This is a genomic window from Pseudacidovorax sp. 1753 (assembly GCF_040544975.1).
In the GTDB taxonomy this organism is placed as follows: domain Bacteria; phylum Pseudomonadota; class Gammaproteobacteria; order Burkholderiales; family Burkholderiaceae_C; genus Xenophilus.
The window spans coordinates 427,083-447,974 of record NZ_JBEPKY010000001.1 but is presented as its reverse complement, the minus strand read 5'-3'; the positions used below and the strand labels follow the sequence as shown (position 1 = coordinate 447,974).

18 protein-coding genes are annotated in these 20,892 nt (G+C 70.1%); 9 read left to right on the top strand and 9 right to left on the bottom strand.

Translation table 11 applies throughout. The features are described 5' to 3' along the window. Window positions 1-28: 28 nt before the first annotated feature. Both ABIC63_RS02075 and ABIC63_RS02070 read right to left on the bottom strand, forming a co-directional pair. The gene (locus tag ABIC63_RS02075) at window positions 29-652 is read right to left on the bottom strand and encodes a DUF2878 domain-containing protein (RefSeq protein ID WP_354318491.1); all 624 of its coding nucleotides are present in this window, start codon (window positions 650-652) and stop codon (window positions 29-31) included. A 64-nt stretch (window positions 653-716) separates the two neighbouring features. Beyond that, window positions 717-1,607 (bottom strand): LysR substrate-binding domain-containing protein, encoded by an 891-nt coding sequence (locus tag ABIC63_RS02070; RefSeq protein ID WP_354318490.1) that lies wholly within the window; start codon window positions 1,605-1,607, stop codon window positions 717-719. Between the two features lie 123 nt (window positions 1,608-1,730). Between ABIC63_RS02070 and ABIC63_RS02065 the strand changes: the two genes are divergently transcribed. From ABIC63_RS02065 to ABIC63_RS02035, 7 genes are read left to right on the top strand one after another with little or no spacing between them, the layout of a single operon-like run. Further along, complete coding sequence (locus ABIC63_RS02065; protein ID WP_354318489.1) at window positions 1,731-2,732, top strand: Bug family tripartite tricarboxylate transporter substrate binding protein; 1,002 nt, start codon at window positions 1,731-1,733, stop codon at window positions 2,730-2,732. Between the two features lie 9 nt (window positions 2,733-2,741). Next, entirely contained in the window at window positions 2,742-3,539 is a 798-nt protein-coding gene (locus ABIC63_RS02060) for an alpha/beta fold hydrolase (RefSeq protein WP_354318488.1), read from the top strand. Window positions 3,540-3,569: 30 nt separating this feature from the next. Next, a complete protein-coding gene (locus ABIC63_RS02055; protein ID WP_354318487.1) occupies window positions 3,570-4,997 on the top strand; it encodes an FAD-dependent oxidoreductase in 1,428 nt (475 codons plus the stop codon). Continuing rightward, on the top strand, window positions 4,994-5,812 hold the full coding sequence (locus tag ABIC63_RS02050; protein ID WP_354318486.1) for a sugar phosphate isomerase/epimerase family protein: 819 nt from the start codon (window positions 4,994-4,996) through the stop codon (window positions 5,810-5,812). Before ABIC63_RS02055 ends, ABIC63_RS02050 begins: the two co-directional genes overlap by 4 nt. Beyond that, window positions 5,793-6,614 (top strand): shikimate dehydrogenase family protein, encoded by an 822-nt coding sequence (locus ABIC63_RS02045; protein ID WP_354318485.1) that lies wholly within the window; start codon window positions 5,793-5,795, stop codon window positions 6,612-6,614. Before ABIC63_RS02050 ends, ABIC63_RS02045 begins: the two co-directional genes overlap by 20 nt. Continuing rightward, on the top strand, window positions 6,611-7,501 hold the full coding sequence (locus tag ABIC63_RS02040) for an alpha/beta fold hydrolase (RefSeq protein ID WP_354318484.1): 891 nt from the start codon (window positions 6,611-6,613) through the stop codon (window positions 7,499-7,501). The genes ABIC63_RS02045 and ABIC63_RS02040 overlap by 4 nt, the downstream gene beginning before the upstream one ends. A 28-nt stretch (window positions 7,502-7,529) precedes the next feature. Then, complete coding sequence (locus ABIC63_RS02035; RefSeq protein ID WP_354318483.1) at window positions 7,530-8,621, top strand: SMP-30/gluconolactonase/LRE family protein; 1,092 nt, start codon at window positions 7,530-7,532, stop codon at window positions 8,619-8,621. A 43-nt stretch (window positions 8,622-8,664) separates the two neighbouring features. Here ABIC63_RS02035 and ABIC63_RS02030 read toward each other — a convergent pair whose 3' ends face one another. The 5 genes from ABIC63_RS02030 to ABIC63_RS02010 form a co-directional block, all read right to left on the bottom strand. Further along, window positions 8,665-12,729 carry a translocation/assembly module TamB domain-containing protein gene (locus tag ABIC63_RS02030; RefSeq protein WP_354318482.1) on the bottom strand — a complete coding sequence of 1,355 codons (4,065 nt, stop codon included), beginning with the start codon at window positions 12,727-12,729 and terminating at the stop codon, window positions 8,665-8,667. Between the two features lie 7 nt (window positions 12,730-12,736). Then, window positions 12,737-14,668: an autotransporter assembly complex protein TamA gene (locus ABIC63_RS02025; protein ID WP_354318481.1), complete on the bottom strand. Its 1,932-nt coding sequence runs from the start codon at window positions 14,666-14,668 to the stop codon at window positions 12,737-12,739. Between the two features lie 92 nt (window positions 14,669-14,760). After that, the gene (locus tag ABIC63_RS02020; protein ID WP_354318480.1) at window positions 14,761-15,948 is read right to left on the bottom strand and encodes a vWA domain-containing protein; all 1,188 of its coding nucleotides are present in this window, start codon (window positions 15,946-15,948) and stop codon (window positions 14,761-14,763) included. A gap of 19 nt (window positions 15,949-15,967) precedes the next feature. Further along, window positions 15,968-16,564 carry a GNAT family N-acetyltransferase gene (locus ABIC63_RS02015; RefSeq protein ID WP_354318479.1) on the bottom strand — a complete coding sequence of 199 codons (597 nt, stop codon included), beginning with the start codon at window positions 16,562-16,564 and terminating at the stop codon, window positions 15,968-15,970. 65 nt (window positions 16,565-16,629) lie between these two features. Beyond that, complete coding sequence (locus ABIC63_RS02010; protein ID WP_295524575.1) at window positions 16,630-17,472, bottom strand: AAA family ATPase; 843 nt, start codon at window positions 17,470-17,472, stop codon at window positions 16,630-16,632. 142 nt (window positions 17,473-17,614) lie between these two features. On the opposite strand from ABIC63_RS02010, the gene ABIC63_RS02005 reads away from it, so the two are divergent. Continuing rightward, the gene (locus ABIC63_RS02005; protein ID WP_354318478.1) at window positions 17,615-18,298 is read left to right on the top strand and encodes a c-type cytochrome; all 684 of its coding nucleotides are present in this window, start codon (window positions 17,615-17,617) and stop codon (window positions 18,296-18,298) included. A gap of 110 nt (window positions 18,299-18,408) precedes the next feature. On the opposite strand, the gene ABIC63_RS02000 is transcribed toward ABIC63_RS02005, so the two are convergent. Beyond that, on the bottom strand, window positions 18,409-19,254 hold the full coding sequence (locus tag ABIC63_RS02000) for a class III extradiol dioxygenase family protein (RefSeq protein ID WP_354318477.1): 846 nt from the start codon (window positions 19,252-19,254) through the stop codon (window positions 18,409-18,411). A gap of 20 nt (window positions 19,255-19,274) precedes the next feature. Continuing rightward, complete coding sequence (locus ABIC63_RS01995) at window positions 19,275-19,631, bottom strand: protocatechuate 4,5-dioxygenase subunit alpha (RefSeq protein WP_354318476.1); 357 nt, start codon at window positions 19,629-19,631, stop codon at window positions 19,275-19,277. 81 nt (window positions 19,632-19,712) lie between these two features. Between ABIC63_RS01995 and ABIC63_RS01990 the strand changes: the two genes are divergently transcribed. Further along, window positions 19,713-20,621, top strand: coding sequence for a LysR family transcriptional regulator (locus ABIC63_RS01990; RefSeq protein ID WP_502935834.1), 909 nt, complete (start codon window positions 19,713-19,715; stop codon window positions 20,619-20,621). The last annotated feature ends 271 nt before the right edge of the window (window positions 20,622-20,892 follow it).

Genomic DNA, 20,892 nt, shown 5'->3' with positions numbered 1-20,892 from the left:
GCGCGCTGCCGTCGGCGGCACCCTGCCTTCAGCCGCCCTCGCGCAGCGGCACGGCCGCAGCGGGGCCGGCCGCGCCGTCATGTCGCCGTCCCAGCCAGCACAGCAGCGGCAGCAGGAGCGCCCATTCGACCGCCAGCCAGCCCAGGGCCAGCGGCGCGTCGACGAACTGCGCGCCGCCCAGCCGCACGCCCGACGAGAAGGCGAGCGGCCCCGCCACCGCACCCAGCAGTGCCGCCAGCGCGGGCCGGCCGTGCAGCCAGCGCAGCGTGAGGTTGATCGATGTGGCAAAGGCGGCCCACAGTCCGCTCAGCCAGAAGGGCGGCAGCGCCGCCGTCCACTGGCCGCTGGGGTAGGCCACGGCGCCCAGCAGCACCGGTCCGGCATCGGCCAGCGTGCCCAGCAGCACGGCATAGAGCAGCAGCCGCGCCTCCGGCTGCGCGCGCCGGACAGTGCACAGGTGCCAGGCCAGTCCGGCCACCAGCGGCAGGCAGCCCAGCACCGGCCAGCCGTGCGCCGCGCCCAGCACGGCGGCGAACCAGGCGATCTGGGTCCAGGCGAAGTTGGCCCACAGCAGCCGGCGCGGCGGCAAGGGCGCCACGGCTTTCGCTGCCGCGCTCTCGCTGGGGGAAGGAGGGGACGCTTGGGTGGCCATGTCGCTTCTACGGCGCGTGCAGCCGGTTGGATGAGAGACGATCGTGCCTGCAGGTGCGGCTTGCTCAGCGCGTCGATCTGCGCAACCGTTGGATGAGGAACGCTTCAAGAAGCTCCACCGCCCTGCGTCCTGGCAAGGGCGCGGCCGCCAGCCAGACTTCGCATTCCGGCATGGCGGGCATGCCCTCACGTCCGCCCAGCACCTTGAGCCGCTTCGAGATCGTGGCCTCGCGGAACACGCCGATGGCGATGCCCGCGCGCACCGCCGCTTCGAGCCCCGTGACCGTGGTGCTCGTGTAGGCGATCCGCCACGCGATGCCCGCCCGGTCGAGCGCATGCGTCGCCCAGTCACGCAGCATCGCGCCCTCGGGATTGAGCGCGAGCGGCAACGGACGTTGCAGATGGGTGGTCGAGCCTGGCGTCGATGCCCACACCACGCGCGACTTCGACAGGCGTCGACCCTCCCCCGAGCCGACCGGTCCGATGCCCACCACAAGGTCATAGCGTGCACCCAGTTCCGCGTGCATGAGCGACGACACCCCGTGCTCCAGCTCGACATGGATCCTCGGATACAGGCGGCAGAACTCCGCGATCAGCGCCGGCAGCACGCGCGTGGCGTAGTGCTCGATGGCACCGATGCGGATGCTTCCCGACACCTCTGCGATGTCGATGTCGTGGAACAGTTGGTCGTTCAGGCCGAGCATCTGCCGCGCCAGCGGCAGCAGTTGAAGGCCCTCGGGCGTGGCGTTCAGCCGCCGCTTGCTGCGGTCAACCAATTGGACGCCGAGCTGATCTTCCAGCCGTTTCAGCTGCATGCTGACCGCCGATTGCGTGCGCGACAGCGCCTTGGCGGCCGTGGTGAAGCTGCCGACGCGCAGCAGGGTGTCGAACACCCGCAGCAGGTCGATGTCGACAGTGTGGCTGCGGGGTATGCGCGATGGGTTGGATGGGGTCATGGTCGATGTCCTCTCCAGATCATCACGAAGCGTGATGCGAAGAATGACGAAGTATCACGCTCGCCGCGGTGCGCCGGTTCAAGAATGGGGGGAACGACAAACGCGGACAGACCGGAGACACGCATGCAAGCCCCTATCGACTTCTCATCCCGACGGCGCCATCTGCTGCGCGGTGCGCTCGCAGCGTCGCTGGCGCCGGCCCTGGTGCACGCCAGTCCTGCATGGCCCCAGAAGCCGCTGCGCCTGATCGTCGGCTTTCCGCCAGGCTCGTCGCCCGACGCGCTGGCGCGCCTGATCGCCGATCCCCTCGGTCAGGCCCTGGGTCAACCGGTAGTGGTCGACAACAAGGTCGGGGCCACCGGCAGCATCGGCGTCGCCGCGGTGGCGCGCGCGACGGACGGGCACACCATCGGCCTCACCGGCAACGGTCCGCTCACCACCGCCAAGGCACTGACCCCCTCCACCCCCTACGACGTGGCGCGCGACCTGCGGCCCATCTCGCTGGTCGCGAGCAGCCCCTTCGTGCTCGTGGGCAGCAATGCGACGCCGGCGACCGACCTGCGCGGCTTTCTCGACTTTGCGAAGGTCCGGGGCGACACGCTGAGCTACGGCTCGATCGGTCCGGGCTCGGGTTCTCACCTGACGATGGAGCTGCTCAAGGCCCACACCGGCATCCGCGCGGTGCATGTGCCCTTCCCGGGCTTTCCGCAGGTCGCGACGGCGCTCATGGGCCAGCAGATCGACCTGGCGTTCATGATTCCGTCCATCGCCGTGCCGCAGGCGAAGAACGGGCGCCTGCGGCTCTACGGAATCAGCTCGGCCCAGCCTTCTCCGGGCGCGGGCGATGTGCCGCCGATCCAGTCGGCGCTCGACGCCTCGGGCGGCGCGTTCGACGTGACTTCGTGGAACGCCATCTTCGGCCCGGCCAGCCTGCCCTCGTCCGCGGCCGACCGCCTGTCGGAGGAGATCGCCCGGATCCTGCGCACCCCCGCCGTGAAGCAGGGCTTGCAGGACCAGGGCTGGCTGGCCATCGGCAGTGCGCCCGATGTGCTCGCCCGCCAGATCGTGGGAGACACCGCGATGTGGGGCCGCGTGATCAAGCTGACCGGCGCGCGCAACGAATAAGGAGCGGACATGCAACGCAGAGATCTGTTCGCTGCCGGCCTGGCCGCAGCCAGCCTCGCCGGCCCGCTGCGCGCTTCGGCGCGCTCGGAGTCACTCCCCTTCGTCCTCGTGCATGGGGCCTGGCACGGCGGCTGGTGCTGGAAGCACGTGGCGGCGTCACTGCGCGCTGCAGGGCATCTGGTCTTCACGCCGACGCTCACGGGGCTCGGCGAGCGCCGGCACCTCCTGTCGCCCCAGGTCAACCTCGACACGCACATCGACGACATCGTCAACCTGCTCGAGTACGAGGAGCTGGAAGACGTGGTGCTGGTGGGCCACAGCTACGCCGGCATCGTCATCTCCGGCGTCGCCGATCGTGCGCGCGCCCGGCTGAGGCAGCTGGTGTTCCTGGATTCGCTGCTTCTCGAATCCGGCAAGAGCCTGTTCTCGGACTTCCCGCAGTCCGTGGTCGACCAGCGTCTGAAGACGATCCGTGAGACCGGTGCCGGCGTGGGCGCAGCGCCTGCGCTGCCCCCGTCGGCATTCGGGGTCACGGCTGCGGCCGATGCAGCATGGGTCCAGCGCCGCATGACGCCGCAACCCGTGGGCACCTACCTGCAGCCGCTGCAGCTCAAGTCCTCCTTGGGCAGCGGCCTGCCAAAGACCTACATCGAATGCACCGTCGATCCGATCGCCACGCTGGAGCCGACCAAGGCCCGCGTCCGCGCCGACGCAGGCTGGCAGACGCGAAAGCTCGCGACAGGCCATGACGCGATGGTGACTGCACCCGGGCCCTTGAGCGAGCTACTTCGCGAACTGGCCGCCTGACATCCACCTCTCCTTCTCGAAAGCTGCACGATGGGAACCCTCACCCCGGAAGACCGCCACTTCTTCCAATCCGACGTCAACCTGCGCCAGAGCCAGCGCACGCAGCGTGCGCCGCAAGGCCACATCGCCGAGGCCGCACGGCACACGCCGGTGCACACACGCTGCGACGTGCTGGTGCTGGGCGGCGGCCCGTCCGGCGTCGCGGCCGCGGTTGCCGCTGCGCGTTCCGGCGCGCGGGTGGTGCTGCTCGAACGCTACAACCACCTTGGCGGCCTCTCCACCGGCGGCCTCGTGATCTGGATCGACCGGATGAGCGACTGGCAGGGCGAGCCGGTGATCCAGGGGCTTGCCGCCGAGATCATGGAGCGGTTGGGTGCCGATGCCGTCGCGGGGCCGCCGCGCGAGGCGTGGGGATCGCAGGATCCGGACCAGGCCGCGCACTGGGCGCTGCGCACCGCGGCCTTCCACGGCGTGGTCACCCATTCGCCGACCATCGATCCCGAGAGGCTGAAGGGCGTGTACCACCAGATGGTGCGCGAGGCGGGCGTCGACCTGATCCTGCACGCCTGGATGGTCGCGCCGGTGGTCGAAGATGGCCGCGTGACCGGCGCCATCTTCGAGAGCAAGCAGGGCCGCCGCGCCGTCCTGGCCCACGTGGTCGTCGACACGACGGGCGAGGGCGACCTCTATGCCGCGGCCGGTGCGGCCTACGACTCGGACATCGACGCGCGCGAGATCCATCACTGCATCAACACCTCCTGGCTGTTCGCGGGCGTGAACATGCAGCGCTGGCTCGAATTCCGCGCCCACGAGCCCGAGGCCTTTGCCGCGTTCATGGCGCGCGGCCGCGAGACGGTCGGCAGCTTCGAGAAGCCCCTCGTCTCGTGGCGCAACGACGTCGCCACCTTCCTCGGGCCACGCAAGGCGGGCTTCAGCGCGCTCGATGTCGACGACATGACGCAGGTCGAATGGGAATCGCGCCGGAGCATGGAAGACCATCTGGCGTTCTACCGCGCGCATGCACCGGGCTTCGAGGGCGCCTGGATCATGCTCATGGCCCCGCAGATCGGCACACGGCACGGGCGCCGGCTGGTGGGCGTGAAGCGGGTGCTTCGCGGTGCATGGGACGCCGGTGCCATCGAGCCCGACGAGATCGGCATCAGTCCCAGCCCGTCGCCGCGCTTTCCCAACATCTCCGTGCCCTACGGTGCGCTCGTGCCCGAGACGCTGGACGGCGTGCTGGCGGCGGGCAAGCACATCGCCTGCGATGCGAACTCCCACGGCTTCCTGCGGGAGATTCCCCAGTGCTGGCTCACCGGCCAGGCCGCCGGCACGGCCGCAGCGCTGGCGGCCGACCACAACGTGCTGCCGCGCAACGTGGACCTGAAGCGGCTGCAGGCGGCGCTGACGGCACAGGGCGTGCCGCTGCGCCAGGCGCGTGCGGCGGTGCCGGCATGAGCTTCACGCTCTCGCTCGCGCACCTGGGCATGCTCGATGCGTCGCCGCCGCAACTGGTGGAGGCGGTCCATGCGGCGGGGTTTCGCGGCGTCGGGATGCGGCTGCATCCTGCGCGTCCCGGCGAGGCGCCCTTTCCCATGCACGAGGGTGGCCCGATGCTGCGCGAGACGCTCGCTCGCCTTCACGACCTGGGGCTCGAGGTACACGATGTCGAGATCGTGCGCATCGGGCCTGCGTTCGACGCGCGGGCGTTCGACGGCGTCCTGGCTTCGGCCCAGGCGCTGGGCGCACGGCGGCTGATGGTGAACGTGGACGACGTCGACACCGGCCGCGCCACGGCCCACATCGGCATGCTGGCCGAGCGTGCCGCCTCGCACGGCCTGAATCTCGGCCTCGAGTTCATGGTCTACACGGCGGCGCGCTCGCTGCAGGTGGCCCGGGAACTGGTCCGGCCATTCGCGCACGATGCGGTGCGCGTGGTGGTCGACGCGCTGCATTTCTTCCGCGCAGGCTGCACGCCGCAAGACATGGCGGACCCGTCCATCGACCACCACTTCATGCAGATCAACGACGCACCCGCCCGGCGGCATCCTGGCCTGTCGGCCAGCGAAGAGGGCCGGGCCCACCGGCTCTTTGCCGGCGAGGGTGCGTTGCCGGTCCATCGTCTGCTGCCTTACCTGGGCGACGACGCGGTGCTGTCGGTGGAGTCGCCGAGTGCGATCCGAACGGCCACGCTCGACATCCATTCGCGCGCCGCCGCCGCCTGGCGCAGCGCCCATCACTTCCTGCAAGGACATGGCCATGACCACGAATGAAAGCTGGGAGGGGTTGCGGCTCGACGGCCGCACCGTCGTGCTCGGCATCATCGGAGACCCTGTTGCCCAGGTGAAGGCGCCGCTGCCGCTGACGCGCCTGCTCCAGGCGCGGGGAACGAACGCGGTGCTGGTGCCGATGCATGTGCGGGGAGAGGCGGTAGGCAGCCTGCTCGACGCCCTGCATGTGGTGCACAACTTCGCGGGCATCGTCGCCACCGTGCCGCACAAGCAGCGCGTGGCTGCGCTGTCGATGGAACTGCTGCCGGCCGCGCAGCGGGCGCGCGCCGTGAACGTGGTCCGGCGCACCCCGCACGGTTGGCAGGGCGACCTGCTCGACGGTGCCGGCTTTCTGCGCGGGCTGGTACGCAGCGGCTTCGACGTCGAGGGACGTCGTGTGGGCCTGGTTGGTGCGGGTGGGGCGGGCTGCGCGATCGCCTTGTCGCTGGCCGCGGCGGGCGCGGCGGCCATCGACGTGCACGACGTCGACGAGACGAAGCAGCTTGCCCTGGTCGATCGCCTGCGTGCGCTTGGGCATGCCGCCGGCCGGTGGGACGCTGCCAGTCCGCGCGATCTCGTCGTGAATGCAACGCCCGCGGGCATGCGGCCCGATGATCCACTGCCCATCGCGCCGTCGGCCATCCTGCCCGGCCACACGGTGGCCGAGGTCATCATGGAGCCGTCCATCACGCCGCTGTTGGCGCATGCACGGCAACTCGGTGCGCGCGTCGTGCCTGGCCGGCACATGATGGACGAGCAGCTCGAAGCGATGGCCGATTTCTTCTTCGACGGAGACCAGCGATGAGCACGCCTTTCTTTCCAGGTTTCGAGGTGCGTCGCTTCGCACTCGGTGACGCAACCATCCATGCAGAGGTGGGCGGCAGCGGGCCGCCGCTGCTGCTGCTGCATGGGTATCCGCAGACCCATGTGGCCTGGCACCGCATCGCGCCGACGCTGGCGCGGCAGTTCACCGTCGTGGCGCCGGACCTTCGCGGCTACGGCGACAGCGTCGGGCCAGGCGGCGATCCGCTGCACATCCGTCACTGCAAGCGCACGCTGGCGGGCGACCAGGTCGCCTTGATGAATGCCCTTGGCTTCGAACGCTTCGCGGTCATGGGCCATGACCGCGGCGCGCGCGTCGGCTATCGCCTGTGTCTGGATCGGCCGGAGGTTGTCAGCGCCTTCGTCTCGTTGACGGTGGTCCCGACCGAGACGATGTGGCAGCGCGCCGGCATGGCGTTCGGGCTCAAGGCCTTCCACTGGTACCTGTTCGCGCAACCCTTCGACCTGCCCGAGCGCATGCTGCGCGCCGATCCGGGCTACTTCCTGGACTGGGCGCTGCGCAATGCGGTGCTCAAGGTCGACGCCGTCACGCCCGAGGCATTGGCCGAGTACCACCGGGCATTCGCCAAGGAGTCGGTGCGACATGCCATGGTCGAGGACTACCGCGCGGCGGCCTCGATCGACCTGCAGCACGACCGCGACGATCTCGCGGCCGGCCGCCGCATCGCGTGCCCCCTGCAGGTGCTGTGGTCTGCATCGAGTGCAGGGGCACCGGATCCGGTCGAGACCTGGCGGGCCTGGGCCGATGATGTCGAGGGCGCGGCCGTCGACTGCGGTCACCTGATGGCCGAGGAGGCACCGGACGAGGTGCTGCGGCATGTCCTGCCCTTCCTCCAACGTCACGCCTGAACGCCGAGAACAAAGAAGGAGACATCACATGCGACGGATGATGATGCTGGCCGGACTCGTTCTGGCGCTGCAGGCCCATGCGCAGCCGGCGCCCATGCGGCTGAGTCAGCTCGGCGATGCCGCACCGGCGCGCCAGCAGGAGTTCTTTCCCGCACCTTCCTTCGAGCTGGTGCACACGGGCGGCTGCGGCGTGATGGAAGGCATCGCCAGTGCGTCCGACGGCAGCGTCTACTTCACCGAGATCACACGCTCGGTCGGCTGCAGCGATGCGGCCGGTGTGCAGGGCGGTCGCATCTGGGTGGTGCCGCCCGGTGGCACGCCGCGCATCTTCCGCGAGCCCAGCAACATGGCCGCCGGCTTGGCCATCGACGCGCAGGATCGATTGGTCGCCGCGGAAGGGGCCGACTACGGCGGCCGTCGCGTCTCAGTGACCGACCTGCGCAGCGGCAGCTACCGCGTGGTTGCGTATTTCCACGAGAACCGGCAGTTCAATGCACCGAACGATGTGGCGATTGATCGCGCCGGCCGCATCTTCTTCTCGGACCTTCGCCTGTTCGGACCCGAGACCATCGAACAGCGGATCAACGCCGTCTACCGGCTCGATCCGCCCGAGGCCAGTTCGAAGGGCCTGTGGCCGGTGTCGCGCATCCTCGGCAACGACGCCAAGATGAACGGCGTCGAGCTGTCGCCGGACGGACAGACCTTGTACGTGGGCCACTGCGATCCCGGGACCAATGCGCTCGGCGAGCAGGGCAGGCCGGCCCTGGACCGCACGGGGGCGGGCGGCCTGGTGGCGTATCCGCTGGATGCCGCCGGTCGGCCGGGCGCACCCCGGGTCCTGCTCGACCTGGAGAAGGCCGGCTGCGTGGACGGCATGACGACGGATGTGGATGGCAACCTCTATCTCGCCCTGCCGAGTGCGCCGTCGGGGCCAGGTATCTACGTGTTGACGCCGGACGGCGCCCTGGTGGCGCGACTCACCCTGCCGAACCGTGAAAGCCCCGTCAACGTGGGCTTCGGTCGCGGCCCGGAGGCGGGCACGCTGTATGTCGCGACGGTAGGCGTGGGCAAGGTCTATCGCCTGCGCACGGGCAAGGTCGGGTTTGCGCCGTCCCGCTGACGGGTCTTCCTGCCCCTCGACTGCCGTGCTCTGCACGCGCCCGTCAGTCGTACTGCACCGTGTAGATCAGGTCGATCCCGCTCTGAATCCCCGCCTGCCCGCGCAGCGTCAGGTTGCGCGTGAGGTCGTAGAAGAAGTAGATCGTGCCCAGGGTGCCCGCCAGGCTGCGCTCGTAGGTGACGTAGAAGTCGTCCGAGAGCCGTTTGCCCAGCGTGATGGCCGAGCCGGCCACGTCGCCGTTGCCGCCGCCCTTGAAGCCGATCTCGTCCAGCCCGAAGCGGCTGGCCAGGCTGCCGCCTTCGCCGCCCGCGCCCAGGCGGCCCAGCAGCGCCAGGGCGGCCTGCTGCATCAGCTGCGCCTCGCCACCGCTGGCGGCGGAGGCCCGGCCCAGCACCACCCACGACAGCACCTCGGCGTCCGACAGCGGCGGGTCGGAATAGAGCTTGACCCGCGGCGCCTGCGCCGAGCCGGTGATCTGCACGCCCGCGCGCTGGCTGATGTTGGGTCGCAGGGCCAGGATGTCCAGCTGCGGGTTGTCCACGGGACCGTTGAAGCGGACGATGCCGCTTTCCACGTCCAGCGCCTGGCCGTAGGCGCGGTACTGGCCCTGCACGGTGCGGATCTCGCCGGTCACGCGCGGCGGCGCGGTGGTGCTGGTGGCGCGGATGTCCAGCTTGCCTTCCAGCCGGGTGGTGATGCCGCGGCCCTGCACCGCAAAGTCGCGGCCCAGGTCGAAGCTCACCTGGATGTCCGGCGGCCTGGCCGTGGTCGGCTGCTGCGGCGACACCTCGGCCGCCTCGGCCTTCTTGCGTTCCTGCACGTCGCGGGCGGCCGAGTGCACGACCACGTCGCTGCCCAGGCTGGGCGCGCTTTCGTCGGGCAGGATGATCACGGCGCGGTCGGCCGTGAGGGCGCCGCGCAGGCGGATCTGCCCGTCCTGCAGACCGGCCTGCAACTGGCCGGACAAGGTGAGCTGCCGGTCGGAGCGCACCAGCGCACGCAGGCTGCGGATCTCGCCGCGCATCGACATCGACAGCCCCGAGCGGCCGGCGCTGGCGGGGCCCCAGCCCAGCTCGCCGCTCATCGTGAGGCTGCCGCCGTCCTGCGCGGCCTGGCTGGCGACGGTGCTCAGGTTGCCGCTGCGGCCAGGAATGCGCACCCGGCTGCCGGGGCCGCCCTGCAGGCGGAATTCCTCGATCACCACGCGGTTGCCCGCCAGCGTGGCGCGCAGGCGGCCATCGCGCAGGTCCAGGCCCTCGACGGCGGCCTTCAAGGCGAGCTGGTCGGCGCGGACGGTGCCGTTCCAGCGCGGGTCGTTGCGCTGGCCGGCCAGGGTGGCGTCGGCCTCCAGCGTGCCGGCAATGCGCCAGCCCGGCGGCGCCAGCATGGACCACACGCCCAACTGCGGCAGGCTGGCCTGCAGGCGGCCGGCCAGGGGAGCATCGGTTGGCCACTGCCAGCCTTCGCCCTGGCGCTGCAGGCGGGTGGAGGCATGGGCCTGGATGCGGCCGGCACGCTGGCTGTCCCAGTCCAGGCTGGCGCGGACGGTGTCGCCTTCGGCGTCCAGCCGCAGCTCGGCCTGGCGCAGGCCCGCGGGCGTGGAGGGCGCGGTGTCGCTGGAGTCGGTCTTGACCTCGCCGGGTGCGCCGGTGCCGTGGCTTTCGAGCTTGCGCACCAGCGCGGCTTCGCCCGCCTGCACGCGCAGGTCGCCGCTGGCGCGGCCCAGGCGCACACGGGCGCGCAGCTGGTCGAGGGCGGCGATGTCCCAGTCGCCATCGAAGACCAGGTCGCCGCTGATGCCCAGTTCGCGCAGGCTGGTGTCGCCGCCGAAGGCGCGGCTCCAGGTCATGGGCAGGCCCTGCAGGCGGCCCTTGGTCTGCAGTTGCACGCCGTTATTGCCTGAGCTGAGGCGGATCGGTTCCCACGACAGCCGCACGGTGCCGGGCACCGGACCGCGCACGGTGGCGCTGCCGGCGGTGGTCTCCACCTGCAGGCGGTCGCCGGACTGGCGCACGCGGGTCTCGAAGCCCTGGCCCAGTTCCAGCACCCAGGGCGTGTCGCCACGGCCGCCGTCGTCGAGGTCGGCGCGCAGGCGGGCCAGGGCCAGTCGCCATTGGCCGGCGGCTTCGAGGCCGCCGCTGGCGGTGGTGTCGAGCCGGGCCCGGCGCTCGCCCTGCCGCACTTCGCCCGACAGCGCGAGGTTGGCGCGTGCCAGGCTGCCGTCGATCGTGGCGGAAAGAGCCGTCAGCTGGAGCGGAACCGGCCGCGTGCCGTCCGCGGCAGGGCCCGGCTTGAGCAGCAGTTGCGGCGTGCTCAGCTTGGCGTTGACCGTGGGTTCGGCGCTGCCGCGGGGCAGGGGTGCCGTCGGCTTGGCCAGCCGTTCCTGGAAGCTGCGCCAGCCGCCGCTCCAGCGCGCGTCCAGCCGCGCGCCGCCTTCGGCCGTCATCGCCTTATTGATGTTGGCGAGGCCGGGCAGCTTCTGCAGCCAGGCCTGCAGCCGGGCGGCATCCTGCAGCTGCACCTCGGCCTGGCCAGTGCCGCGCGCGGGCGCCATGTCGGCCTGCAGCCGCGCGTTGACGCCCGGCAGCACCAGGCGCAGATCGCCGCTGCCGGCCTGCTCGGCGACACGGGCGCGCACCTGACCCTCGATGCTGGCGCCCTCGGCCTCCACACGAAGGGTCGGCAGCTCGGCCAGCTGCGTGCGCAGGTTGTACTGGCCCTTGGCCAGCAGACGTTCCAGGCCGAAGCCCTGCAGGCCCTGGGCACTGGCCCGACCGCCCTGGGCGCGCAGGTCGGTGTCGAAGCGCAGCACATCGCCTTCCTGTCGCGCGGTCACCGGGCCGCTGATGGCGCCGCCTTCCAGTGCGGTGTGCAGTTCGCCAGGGCGCACGCCCTCGATGCGAGCTTGCACCTGCCACGGGGCCGGAGCGGGCTTCCAGCTGCCCTGGGCGTCGATGCGGCCATGGCCGGCCTCGACATGGGCTTCGTCCACCGTCCACGTGCCATCCGCCGGGCCGGCGTAGCCGATGCGGGCGCGCAGGCGCTCCACCGGCAGGCGCTGCTGGTCCCAGGGGCCGGGCATGGCATTGCGAAGGTCGGCGCGCAGACGCCAGGCCTGCTCCCCAGTCGGCGGATCGGGCTGCACGGCGACCTCGCCGCTGAGGCGGGTCAAGGGCCCGGTCTTCCAGAAGGTGGCGACATTGACGTCGCGCAGCGTGGCCAGGGCGTCGATGACGGGCTGCGGCGCCCAGGGTGCCAGGTTCGCATCGAGCTTGGCGTACAGCGCGCCGGCCTTGTCGTCGGTCTGCTCGGCGCGGGCCTCGGCCTGCACGGTCAGCCGTGCATTGGCGCCCGCCAGGTTGCCCTTGGCCGTGGCGGTGGCTTGAACGGGCAGGGTGCGGCCGTCGCCCAGCGGGGCCTGCAGGCGGCCCTGGAGCGCGGCATTCAGCGCCATCGGCCCGTCGCCCTGCAGCTGCACCTGGCCGCTGTAATGGCCGCCTTCGAGGTCGACGCCGTCCAGGTCCAGCCGGTGCTCGGCCTTCTGGTAGCGGTAGTGGCCGGCCAGTTGCTGCGCCACCACCGGTGGCGGGCCCGCCCAGCGGACCTCGCCGATGCGGAAGGGCACGTCCACCTCCACCACCGGCAGCACCAGGCGTTCGAGCGGTTGCAGCGGCTTCTTGGGCGCGTCCGCGGGTGCGGGCTTGGCCTCGATGAGCACCTGCGCGGCGCGCACTTCGCCCAGTTGCACGCGGCGGTCGAACAGGGGGCGCAATTGCCAGTCGATCTCGGCCTGGTGCACCTCGACGGTGAGGTCGGGCGTGCGGTAGCGCAGCAGGCCGATGCGGCCGCCTTTGCGCAGCGAGCCGGTCACCTCCTGTGTCTCCAGCGTCTGGCCGGCGGGCAGGTACCGGGCGGCGCGTGTCAGGACGGTGGCGAGCGAGCTGTCGCTGCCGGCCCACCACCAGGCGCCGCCCAGCAGCACCAGCACCAGGGCGAGCAGGCCGACGACTGTCCAGGCCAGGCCGCGCAACACCCGGCGCGTGCGGGAGCGAGTGGGCGGCGTCGTGGGGCGCTGCGGCGTCGGGGGCTGCGGGGTGTCGGTACTCACGGCGTCGTCAGAAGCTGAAACCCAGGCGCAGGTGCAGCCGGAACTTGCGCGTCTCCACGCCATAGCCCAGATCGGCCTGCACCGGCCCCACGGGGCTGCGCCAGCGGGCGCCCACGCCCACGCCCACCTGCGGCTTGTTGAGCTGGCTCACCTGGTCGGCCACGCTGCCGGCATCGACGAAGACCACGCTTTCCCAGGCCGAGACCTTGTTGTCGAAGACCAGCGGCTTCTGCCATTCGGCGCTGAGCACGGCCAGGTAGCGGCCCGCCACCGTGGCGCCGCTGGCATTGGTGGTGCCGATGGAGCGGTAGGCATAGCCGCGCACACTGGTGTCGCCGCCGGTCAGGAAGAGCAGGGTGGAGGGGATCTGCGCATCGTCCGTGGCCGTCACGGCGCCGACCTGCGCCCGCAGCGCCAGCCGCGATTGCCGTGCCAGGCCGGGCGTGTCGCCCTCGGCCACGCGGCCCAGCGGCAGGATGTAGAGCGAGCGCACGTCGGCGCGGGTGAACGGCCGCTGGGCGCCGCTCAGGGTGTAGCCGGCACCCAGCTCCAGGCCCAGGCCCCAGCCGCGTCGCGGCGCGCCCGCATCGTCGAAGTAGCGGCCCGTCCACGACCAGTTGGCGCTCAGAGCCGAGGCCGAAGGCGGCGCGCCCACGCCGCGGTTGAGCGCGTAGTCGTACTGCAGGTAGTAGGCGCGGTCGATCTTGGGGTCGGACTTGCTGCGGCCGAAGCGGGCCCGGCCGCTGTCGACCTCGTAGTCGCCCGACAGGTCCTGCTTGAGCTCGCCGGAGGTAATCCAGCGCCAGCCGTCGTCGCCCGGGATCGCACTCCATTCGGTGTTGAGCGAACGGGTATTGCGGTCCACCGAGAGCTTGGTCACCGCGCGCCAGTCCAGCAGCGGCATGCGGTTGTGGATGTGGTCGGCCGACAGCCGCGGCCCGGAGTCGGAGGTGAAGCCCGCCCCCAGCACGATCTTCTGCAGCTTGGCCTCGCGCACCTGCGCGACGACGGTGGCGGCCTGCGGGTCGGCATCGGTGTCGAGCGTGAGGAAGACCGAGTCGTAGTAGCCGCTGCTGGCCATGCGGGCCTGGGCGTCGAGCAGCTCCTGCTGGTCGTAGGGCTGGCCGGAGGGCACGCGGGCGATGCGCCGCGCGCCGTCCACGCTGTAGCGCTCGGCGCCGCGCACCTCCAGCGGCCCGAAGCGGTAGGCCGGGCCCGACTGGTAGGTGACCGACAGCCGGGCGGTGCCGGCATCGGCGTCGACGTCGGCGCGGCTCAGCGAGATGCTGCCGGTGGGAAAGCGCTGCGCGACCAGCTTGCGCAGGCCGGTGTTCTTGGCGCCGTCCCAGGCCGACTGGGTGAAGTCCTGGCCGGCCGACAGCGTCCAGCCGTCGCGGATGGCTTTGCGCTGGGCGGCGGTCTTCTCGTCGGTGGCGGTGGCGATGGGGCCGGCGAAGTCCACCTGGGCGGCCGTCACCTTGGTGCGCGGGCCCGGATCGACCCGGATGCGGACCTCGTAGGGCACGGCGGCGTCGGCCGGCAGGTCCACCAGTTCCATCTTGAGCGTGGGCGTGAAGTAGCCCAGCGTGCCCAGCAGCTCGCGGGCATTGGCGTCGGCGGCCACCATCAGGCGGGAGATCTCGGCCAGTTGCAGGTCGTCCAGGCGGCGGTAGCGCTGCAGCTCCAGGTGCTGCTCCAGCAGCTCGCGGGCTTCGTCCGGGCCTTCGACGCGCACGTTGAAGCCGTGCCGTCCGCCCGCGGCGTCTGCTCCGTTGCTCGTGAGGGCCGACGGCGCGTCGTCGGCCCCCGCCTTGTCGTCCTTATGGCGGCCGGGCAGCAGGCTGCAGCCCTGCAGCAGCAAGGCGCCGAGGAGCAGCAGCACAAAAAGAAACGCCGGCGCGCGTGCCGGCGTCGGTCGACGGGAATCCACCCTGGGCATGGGGCGCCATTCTGGCATCGGGCCCCGGGCCGGCTTGTCGGAATGCCGCCCGTCCTGCGGGGGCTTGCCGATGCAGAGCCTGCTGCCTTGTGCTACTTCGACAGCAGCCGCATCGCGTCTTCCAGCCCCTTGAGCGTGAGCGGGAACATGCGCTGCGACATCAGCTGCTGGATCACCGAGATGCTCTGGCGGTATTGCCACACGCCCTGCGGCTCGGGGTTGATCCAGGCGAACTTGGGGAAGGCATGCGTCAGCCGCTGCAGCCATTCGGCGCCGGGCTCCTCGTTGTTGTATTCCACGCTGCCGCCGGGCTGCAGGATCTCGTAGGGGCTCATGGTCGCGTCGCCCACGAACACCAGCTTGTAGTCCTTGTTGTACTTGCGGATGATGTCCCAGGTCGCGAACTTCTCCGAGAAGCGGCGCCGGTTGTTCTTCCACATGAAGTCGTAGACGCAATTGTGGAAGTAGTAGAACTCCAGGTGCTTGAACTCGGTCTTGACGGCCGAGAACAGCTCTTCCACGCGTGCAACGTGCTCGTCCATGGTGCCGCCCACGTCCATCAGCAGCAGCACCTTGACGTTGTTGTGGCGCTCGGGCCGCATCTTGATGTCGAGGTAGCCGGCATTGGCGGCGGTGCGGCTGATGGTCTGGTCCAGGTCCAGCTCGTCCTCGTGGCCCTCGCGCGCGAAGCGGCGCAGCCGGCGCAGCGCCATCTTGATGTTGCGCGTGCCCAGCTCCTGGGTGTCGTCGTAGTCCTTGTAGGCGCGCTGCTCCCAGACCTTGACGGCGCTCTTGTTCTTGCCGGCGCCGCCGATGCGGATGCCCTGCGGGTTGTAGCCGCCGTGGCCGAAGGGCGAGGTCCCGCCGGTGCCGATCCACTTGCTGCCGCCCTCGTGGCGCTCCTTCTGCTCCTCCAGGCGTTTCTTGAGCGTCTCCATCAGCTCGTCCCAGCCCATCTTCTCGATGGCGGCCTTCTGCTCGGGCGTGAGCTCCTTCTCCAGCACCTGGCGCAGCCAGTCGAGCGGCACTTCCTTGGTGAAGTCGGTGAGCATCTCCACGCCCTTGAAGTAGGCGGCGAAGGCGCGGTCGAACTTGTCGTAGTGCTTCTCGTCCTTCACCAGCGCGGTGCGGCTGAGGTAGTAGAAGTCGTCCATGCCGAAGGCATCGTCCGAGTTCGGCCCCACCACGTCGGCCTGCAGGGCCTCCAGCAGCGTGAGGTATTCCTTGACCGACACGGGCAGCTTGGCCGCGCGCAGGGTGTAGAAGAAGTCGATCAGCATGGGAGATGTCCTTGCACGATCAATCGCGCGGCTTGTCCAGCAGATACAGCAGCTGCGCCTTCACCTCCGGCCACTCGCCGGAGCGCAGGCTGTACATCACGGTGTCGCGGATGGTGCCGTCGCGGCGCAGGGCGTGGCCGCGGATCACGCCGTCCTTCTTCGCGCCCAGGCGCTCGATGGCGCGCTGGCTGGCGAAGTTGAAGTTGTCGGTGCGCCAGCCCACCACGTGGCACTGCAGCGTCTCGAAGGCGTGGCGCAGCAGCATCAGCTTGCAGGTGGTGTTGACATGCGTGCGCTGCACGCGCTGCGCGTACCACGTGTAGCCGATCTCCACCCGGCGGATGGCGGGCACGATGTCGTGGTAGCTGGTGGTGCCCAGCACCGTGCCGCTGGCCTCGTCGAGCACAGCGAAGGCGAGGCGATTGCCGTCCTCGCGCATCTTCAGCGCCTGGGCGATGTAGGTGGCGGTGTTCTCCGGCTCCGGCACCGAGGTGACGCGGATGTTCCACAGCGCGCCGTCGGCGGCGGCCGCCGCCAGGCCGGCCTCGTGCTGCGAGGTGAGCGGCACCAGGCGCACGCCGCGTTCGCTCAGTTCAACGGGTTCGACGACGGCCATGGGCGAAACGGCAAAGAGGGACGGTGGGAAAGGTCGGAGAACTTAGGAAGGCGCGCGCCTGCGGCTCACCGGTTGTTGCGCTGCATGAAGACCAGCTTCTCGAACAGCGTCACGTCCTGCTCGTTCTTGAGCAGCGCGCCCACCAGCGGCGGCACGGCGACCTTCTCGTCCTTGCTCTGCAGGGCCTGCAGCGGGATGTCCTCGGCCACCAGCAGCTTGAGCCAGTCCAGCAGCTCCGAGGTCGACGGCTTCTTCTTGAGGCCGGGCAGGCCGCGCACGTCGTAGAAGGTCTTCATCGCCGCGGCCAGCAGCTCCTGCTTGAGGTCGGGGAAGTGCACCTCGACGATGCGGCGCATGGTCTCGGCATCGGGGAACTTGATGTAGTGGAAGAAGCAGCGGCGCAGGAAGGCGTCGGGCAGCTCCTTCTCGTTGTTGGAGGTGATGAACACCACCGGCCGGTGCTTGGCCTTGACCAGTTCACGCGTCTCGTAGCAGTAGAACTCCATGCGGTCCAGCTCGCGCAGCAGGTCGTTGGGGAATTCGATGTCGGCCTTGTCGATCTCGTCGATCAGCAGCGCCACCGGCTCGTCGGCCGTGAAGGCCTGCCACAGCACGCCCTTGACGATGTAGTTGTGGATGTCCTTGACCCGCTCGTCGCCCAGCTGCGAATCGCGCAGGCGGCTGACGGCGTCGTACTCGTACAGGCCCTGCTGCGCCTTGGTGGTGGACTTGATGTGCCACTGCAGCAGCGGCAGGCCCAGCGCGCTGGCGACTTCCTCGGCCAGCATGGTCTTGCCGGTGCCCGGCTCGCCCTTGACCAGCAGCGGGCGCTTGAGGGTGATGGAGGCGTTGACCGCCAGCATCAGGTCCTGCGTGGCGACGTAGTTGTCGGAACCCTTGAATTTCATGGATGGCTTGCAGTGGGGAAAAGCGGGAGAAAGGTGCGCCCGATGCACGTGCGATCAGGGCTTTCCAGCGGGTCGGCGCAAGGGTCGGCTTCCTATAATCGCCCGCCGATCCCCCAAGTCCTCACGAGATTTTGCGCGCAAAATGAACAAGCTGTTGACCACGATGTTTGCCCTTGCTGTCGCTTGCGTGACCAGCGTGGCCTCTGCGCAAAAGGTGACGGGCAATGCCGACAACGGCGCCAGGAAGGTGGCCATGTGCGTGGGCTGCCACGGCATCGTGGGCTACCAGGCCAGCTTCCCCGAAGTGCACAAGGTGCCCAAGATCGCGGGCCAGAGCGCCGGCTACATCACCGCGGCGCTCACCGCCTACAAGGGCGGTGACCGCAAGCATCCCACCATGCGGGCCATCGCCGACACGCTCACCGAGCAGGACATCGCCGACCTGGCCGCCTATTACTCGGCCCTCGGCATGAACGACGGCGCTGCCCCGCCGGCCACCGCCAAGGCGCCCAGCGACAAGGTCCAGGCCCTGATCGCCCGCAACGCCGACAACAGCTGCACCAAGTGCCACGGCGCCAACTTCAACACCCCCAACGACGCCACGGTGCCCAAGCTGGCCGGCCAGTACGGCGATTACCTCTTCGTGGCGCTCAAGGCCTACAAGACCAGCCACCCGATGGTCGGCCGCTCCAACGCGGTGATGAGCACCCAGGTCAAGCCCTACAGCAACGCCGAGCTCAAGCAGCTGGCTCAGTACATCGCCTCGCTGCCGGGCGAACTCAAGACGGTGCCGGAGTCCGAGCTGCACCGCACCGCCAGCAAGTAATCAAGTTAGCGGGGTCAGCCCCCATCGAAAAGGCCTGCGAGGCGACTGCCCGCAGGCCTTTGCTCATGGGGCGCCTGGTTTGTCGCGGGCCGAGGGCGGCGCCGCGCGCCTCAGGCCGTCTCCAGCGCCAGCAGCGCCGTCGCGGTGTTCGAGATCGGCAGGTGGTAGTTGGCGTGCACCTTGCGCGCCGACGGGCCTGCGGCGGTGAGTGCCCCGCGCATGGCCAGCCACATGAGCAGTTCCACGCCCTGGGTGCCGGCCTTCTCGACGATCTCGTGCACCGAGAACTGCGTGGCCCATTCCGGGTTGGTGAGCAGGCTGTCCATGAACTGCAGGTCGAAGCGCTTGTTGATGTGGCCGGCGCGCGTGCCGTCGAGCTGGTGCGACAGCCCGCCCGAGGCGACGAAGAGCACGCGCCGGTCCTCGCCCCAGGCCGCCACCGCCTCGCCGACGGCCTTGCCCAGCGCATAGACGCGGCTGGCCTTGGGCAGCGGGAACTGCACCGTGTTGATGCACACCGGCACGATGGTCACCGGCCAGTCGCCGCTGGGCCACAGCAGCTTGAGCGGCAGGGTGCAGGCATGGTCGACCAGCATCTCCTGGCAGCTGACGATGTCGAAGTCGCGCTCGACCAGCGTGTTGATGAGCTGCCACGACAGCGCGGGCTCGCCGCCGACCGGCGGCTGTGTCGGAATGCCCCAGCCCTCGTCGGCCGAGGCGTACTGCGACGCCGCGCCGACGGCGAAGGTGGGCATCTTGTCGAGGAAGAAGTTGAGCCCGTGGTCGTTGTAGAACATGACCACCACGTCGGGCCGGACCGTCGCCAGCCAGTCGTGCACGGGCGGATAGCCGTCGAAGAAGGGCTTCCAGTAGGGCTCGGCCTGCAGGCCCTTGTGGATCGCGTTGCCGATGGCGGGAATGTGCGAGGTGCCGATGCCGCCGATGATCTTGGCCATGGTGTGTCTCCGGGTCCGGGTTACTGTAAGTTGGCCGCGACGAGCCTGGCCTTGAATTCGTCCTTGGAGAGGCCGGTCTGCTGGGCACCGATGTCCTGCATGTCCAGCTTGAAGATGCCCGCGAACTTGGCCAGGTAGTAGGCATTGCCGCCCGCAGCGATCAGCTGCAACACGTTGCGCGCGCGGATGGCCGCGGCCTGCTCGGCATTGAGGCCATAGCGGCGCATGTAGCCCTCCTCGTCGGCCAGGAAGGCCTGGCGATTGGCCTCTTCGTTGAAGGAGAAGCACATCTTGTTGAGCGCGTAGCCCTTGCGGGCCTGATCGCCGTCGAACAGGGTGGTGCCCTCGATGGGCGTTGCTGGCGCAGAGGTGGTCATGCGGTCTCCTCGTCGATCCCGTGGTGATGGAAGGCCGCCAGTATTCGCCCGCCGTTGCCAAAGATAAACCGATGGATCATCATGGATCGCATGAGCGATTTCGATTGGTCCGATCTGGACGCGCGGCTGCTGCGCCTGCTGGTGGCGGTGGTGGAGACGGGCTCCATCACCGGCGCGGCGCAGCGACTGGGTGTCACCCAGTCGGCGGTGAGCCACCTGCTCGACAAGCTGCGCGCCATCACGGGCGACCCGCTGTTCGTGAAGTCGGGCCGCGGGATCGTACCGACGGCCCACGCGCAGGCGCTGGCGCCGCAGGCGCGCGAGCTGCTGGCCCAACTGCAGGCCTTCGCGCGGCATGCCAGCTTCGATCCCGCCGCCTGGCGCGGCGTGCTCACCATCGCCGCCAACGATTTCCAGCGCGAGGTGCTGCTGGTGCCGCTGGCCGCGCGGCTGCGGGCGCAGGCGCCGGGGCTGGTGCTGCGGGTACTGCCCTCGGACGTTCCCACGGCCGAGATGCTGCGCAGCGGCCAGTGCCAGCTGGTGGTCAGCCCGCGCCCGCCCGAGGGCAGCGACATCGTGCAGAAGCGCTTGTTCGAGGACCGCTGGCGCGTCTTTTACGACCCGGCCGTGCGCGAGGCGCCGGCCACGCGCCGAGAGTGGCTGGCCGCGGACCATGCGACGGTGGTCTACCCGCCGCAGCGGCGCATGGCGCTGGACGAGGCGCTGGCGGCGCGCGGCATCGAGCGCCGATTCGTGGTCACGGTGCCGGGTTTCGCGGGCCTGCCGGCCTTCCTGCGCGGCACGTCATTGCTGGCGACGGTGCCGGGGTTGTTAGGCGAAGGCCTGATGCGCGAATTTGCCAGCGTGGCGGTGCCGGTCGCCTGTCCGCCGTTGCCGATGTACATGGTGTGGCATCTGCGGCACCAGCAGGATGCGGCGCATCGGTGGTTGCGCGAGCAGTTGGCGTCGGTGGTGCCGGCCCGGCGCTGAGTGTTGCGCCGGGCGGCTGTGTGCGTGCGTCCGGGTTGCACAGTTTGCGCGGGTCACTTGGGTCGCACGGGTCACTTGGGTTGTGCGGGTCACGCTGTTTACGTGGGCCGCACCGGTCGCACCGGTCGCGCGGGTGTTCGGAACGGTAACCCGGCAGAGGACGTCGGCATGCGCGCTCCCGGTGCACGCTCGCGCTCACCGACTTGCCTCACCACACGGGTGCTCGCTCTCCACCGACGTGCTCGCCGCACTGCACGGCGCCGCGAATGGC

Bases quoted from the DNA above. Each gene is read 5' to 3' on its own strand.
- ABIC63_RS02070 (WP_354318490.1), bottom strand. From the start codon at position 1,607: ATGACCCCATCCAACCCATCGCGCATACCCCGCAGCCACACTGTCGAC.
- ABIC63_RS01990 (WP_502935834.1), top strand. From the start codon at position 19,713: ATGGATCGCATGAGCGATTTCGATTGGTCCGATCTGGACGCGCGGCTG.
- ABIC63_RS02015 (WP_354318479.1), bottom strand. From the start codon at position 16,564: ATGGCCGTCGTCGAACCCGTTGAACTGAGCGAACGCGGCGTGCGCCTG.
- ABIC63_RS02060 (WP_354318488.1), top strand. From the start codon at position 2,742: ATGCAACGCAGAGATCTGTTCGCTGCCGGCCTGGCCGCAGCCAGCCTC.
- ABIC63_RS02010 (WP_295524575.1), bottom strand. From the start codon at position 17,472: ATGAAATTCAAGGGTTCCGACAACTACGTCGCCACGCAGGACCTGATG.
- ABIC63_RS02025 (WP_354318481.1), bottom strand. From the start codon at position 14,668: ATGCCCAGGGTGGATTCCCGTCGACCGACGCCGGCACGCGCGCCGGCG.
- ABIC63_RS02045 (WP_354318485.1), top strand. From the start codon at position 5,793: ATGGCCATGACCACGAATGAAAGCTGGGAGGGGTTGCGGCTCGACGGC.
- ABIC63_RS02065 (WP_354318489.1), top strand. From the start codon at position 1,731: ATGCAAGCCCCTATCGACTTCTCATCCCGACGGCGCCATCTGCTGCGC.
- ABIC63_RS02075 (WP_354318491.1), bottom strand. From the start codon at position 652: ATGGCCACCCAAGCGTCCCCTCCTTCCCCCAGCGAGAGCGCGGCAGCG.
- ABIC63_RS02035 (WP_354318483.1), top strand. From the start codon at position 7,530: ATGCGACGGATGATGATGCTGGCCGGACTCGTTCTGGCGCTGCAGGCC.
- ABIC63_RS02000 (WP_354318477.1), bottom strand. From the start codon at position 19,254: ATGGCCAAGATCATCGGCGGCATCGGCACCTCGCACATTCCCGCCATC.
- ABIC63_RS02050 (WP_354318486.1), top strand. From the start codon at position 4,994: ATGAGCTTCACGCTCTCGCTCGCGCACCTGGGCATGCTCGATGCGTCG.
- ABIC63_RS01995 (WP_354318476.1), bottom strand. From the start codon at position 19,631: ATGACCACCTCTGCGCCAGCAACGCCCATCGAGGGCACCACCCTGTTC.
- ABIC63_RS02005 (WP_354318478.1), top strand. From the start codon at position 17,615: ATGAACAAGCTGTTGACCACGATGTTTGCCCTTGCTGTCGCTTGCGTG.
- ABIC63_RS02020 (WP_354318480.1), bottom strand. From the start codon at position 15,948: ATGCTGATCGACTTCTTCTACACCCTGCGCGCGGCCAAGCTGCCCGTG.
- ABIC63_RS02055 (WP_354318487.1), top strand. From the start codon at position 3,570: ATGGGAACCCTCACCCCGGAAGACCGCCACTTCTTCCAATCCGACGTC.
- ABIC63_RS02040 (WP_354318484.1), top strand. From the start codon at position 6,611: ATGAGCACGCCTTTCTTTCCAGGTTTCGAGGTGCGTCGCTTCGCACTC.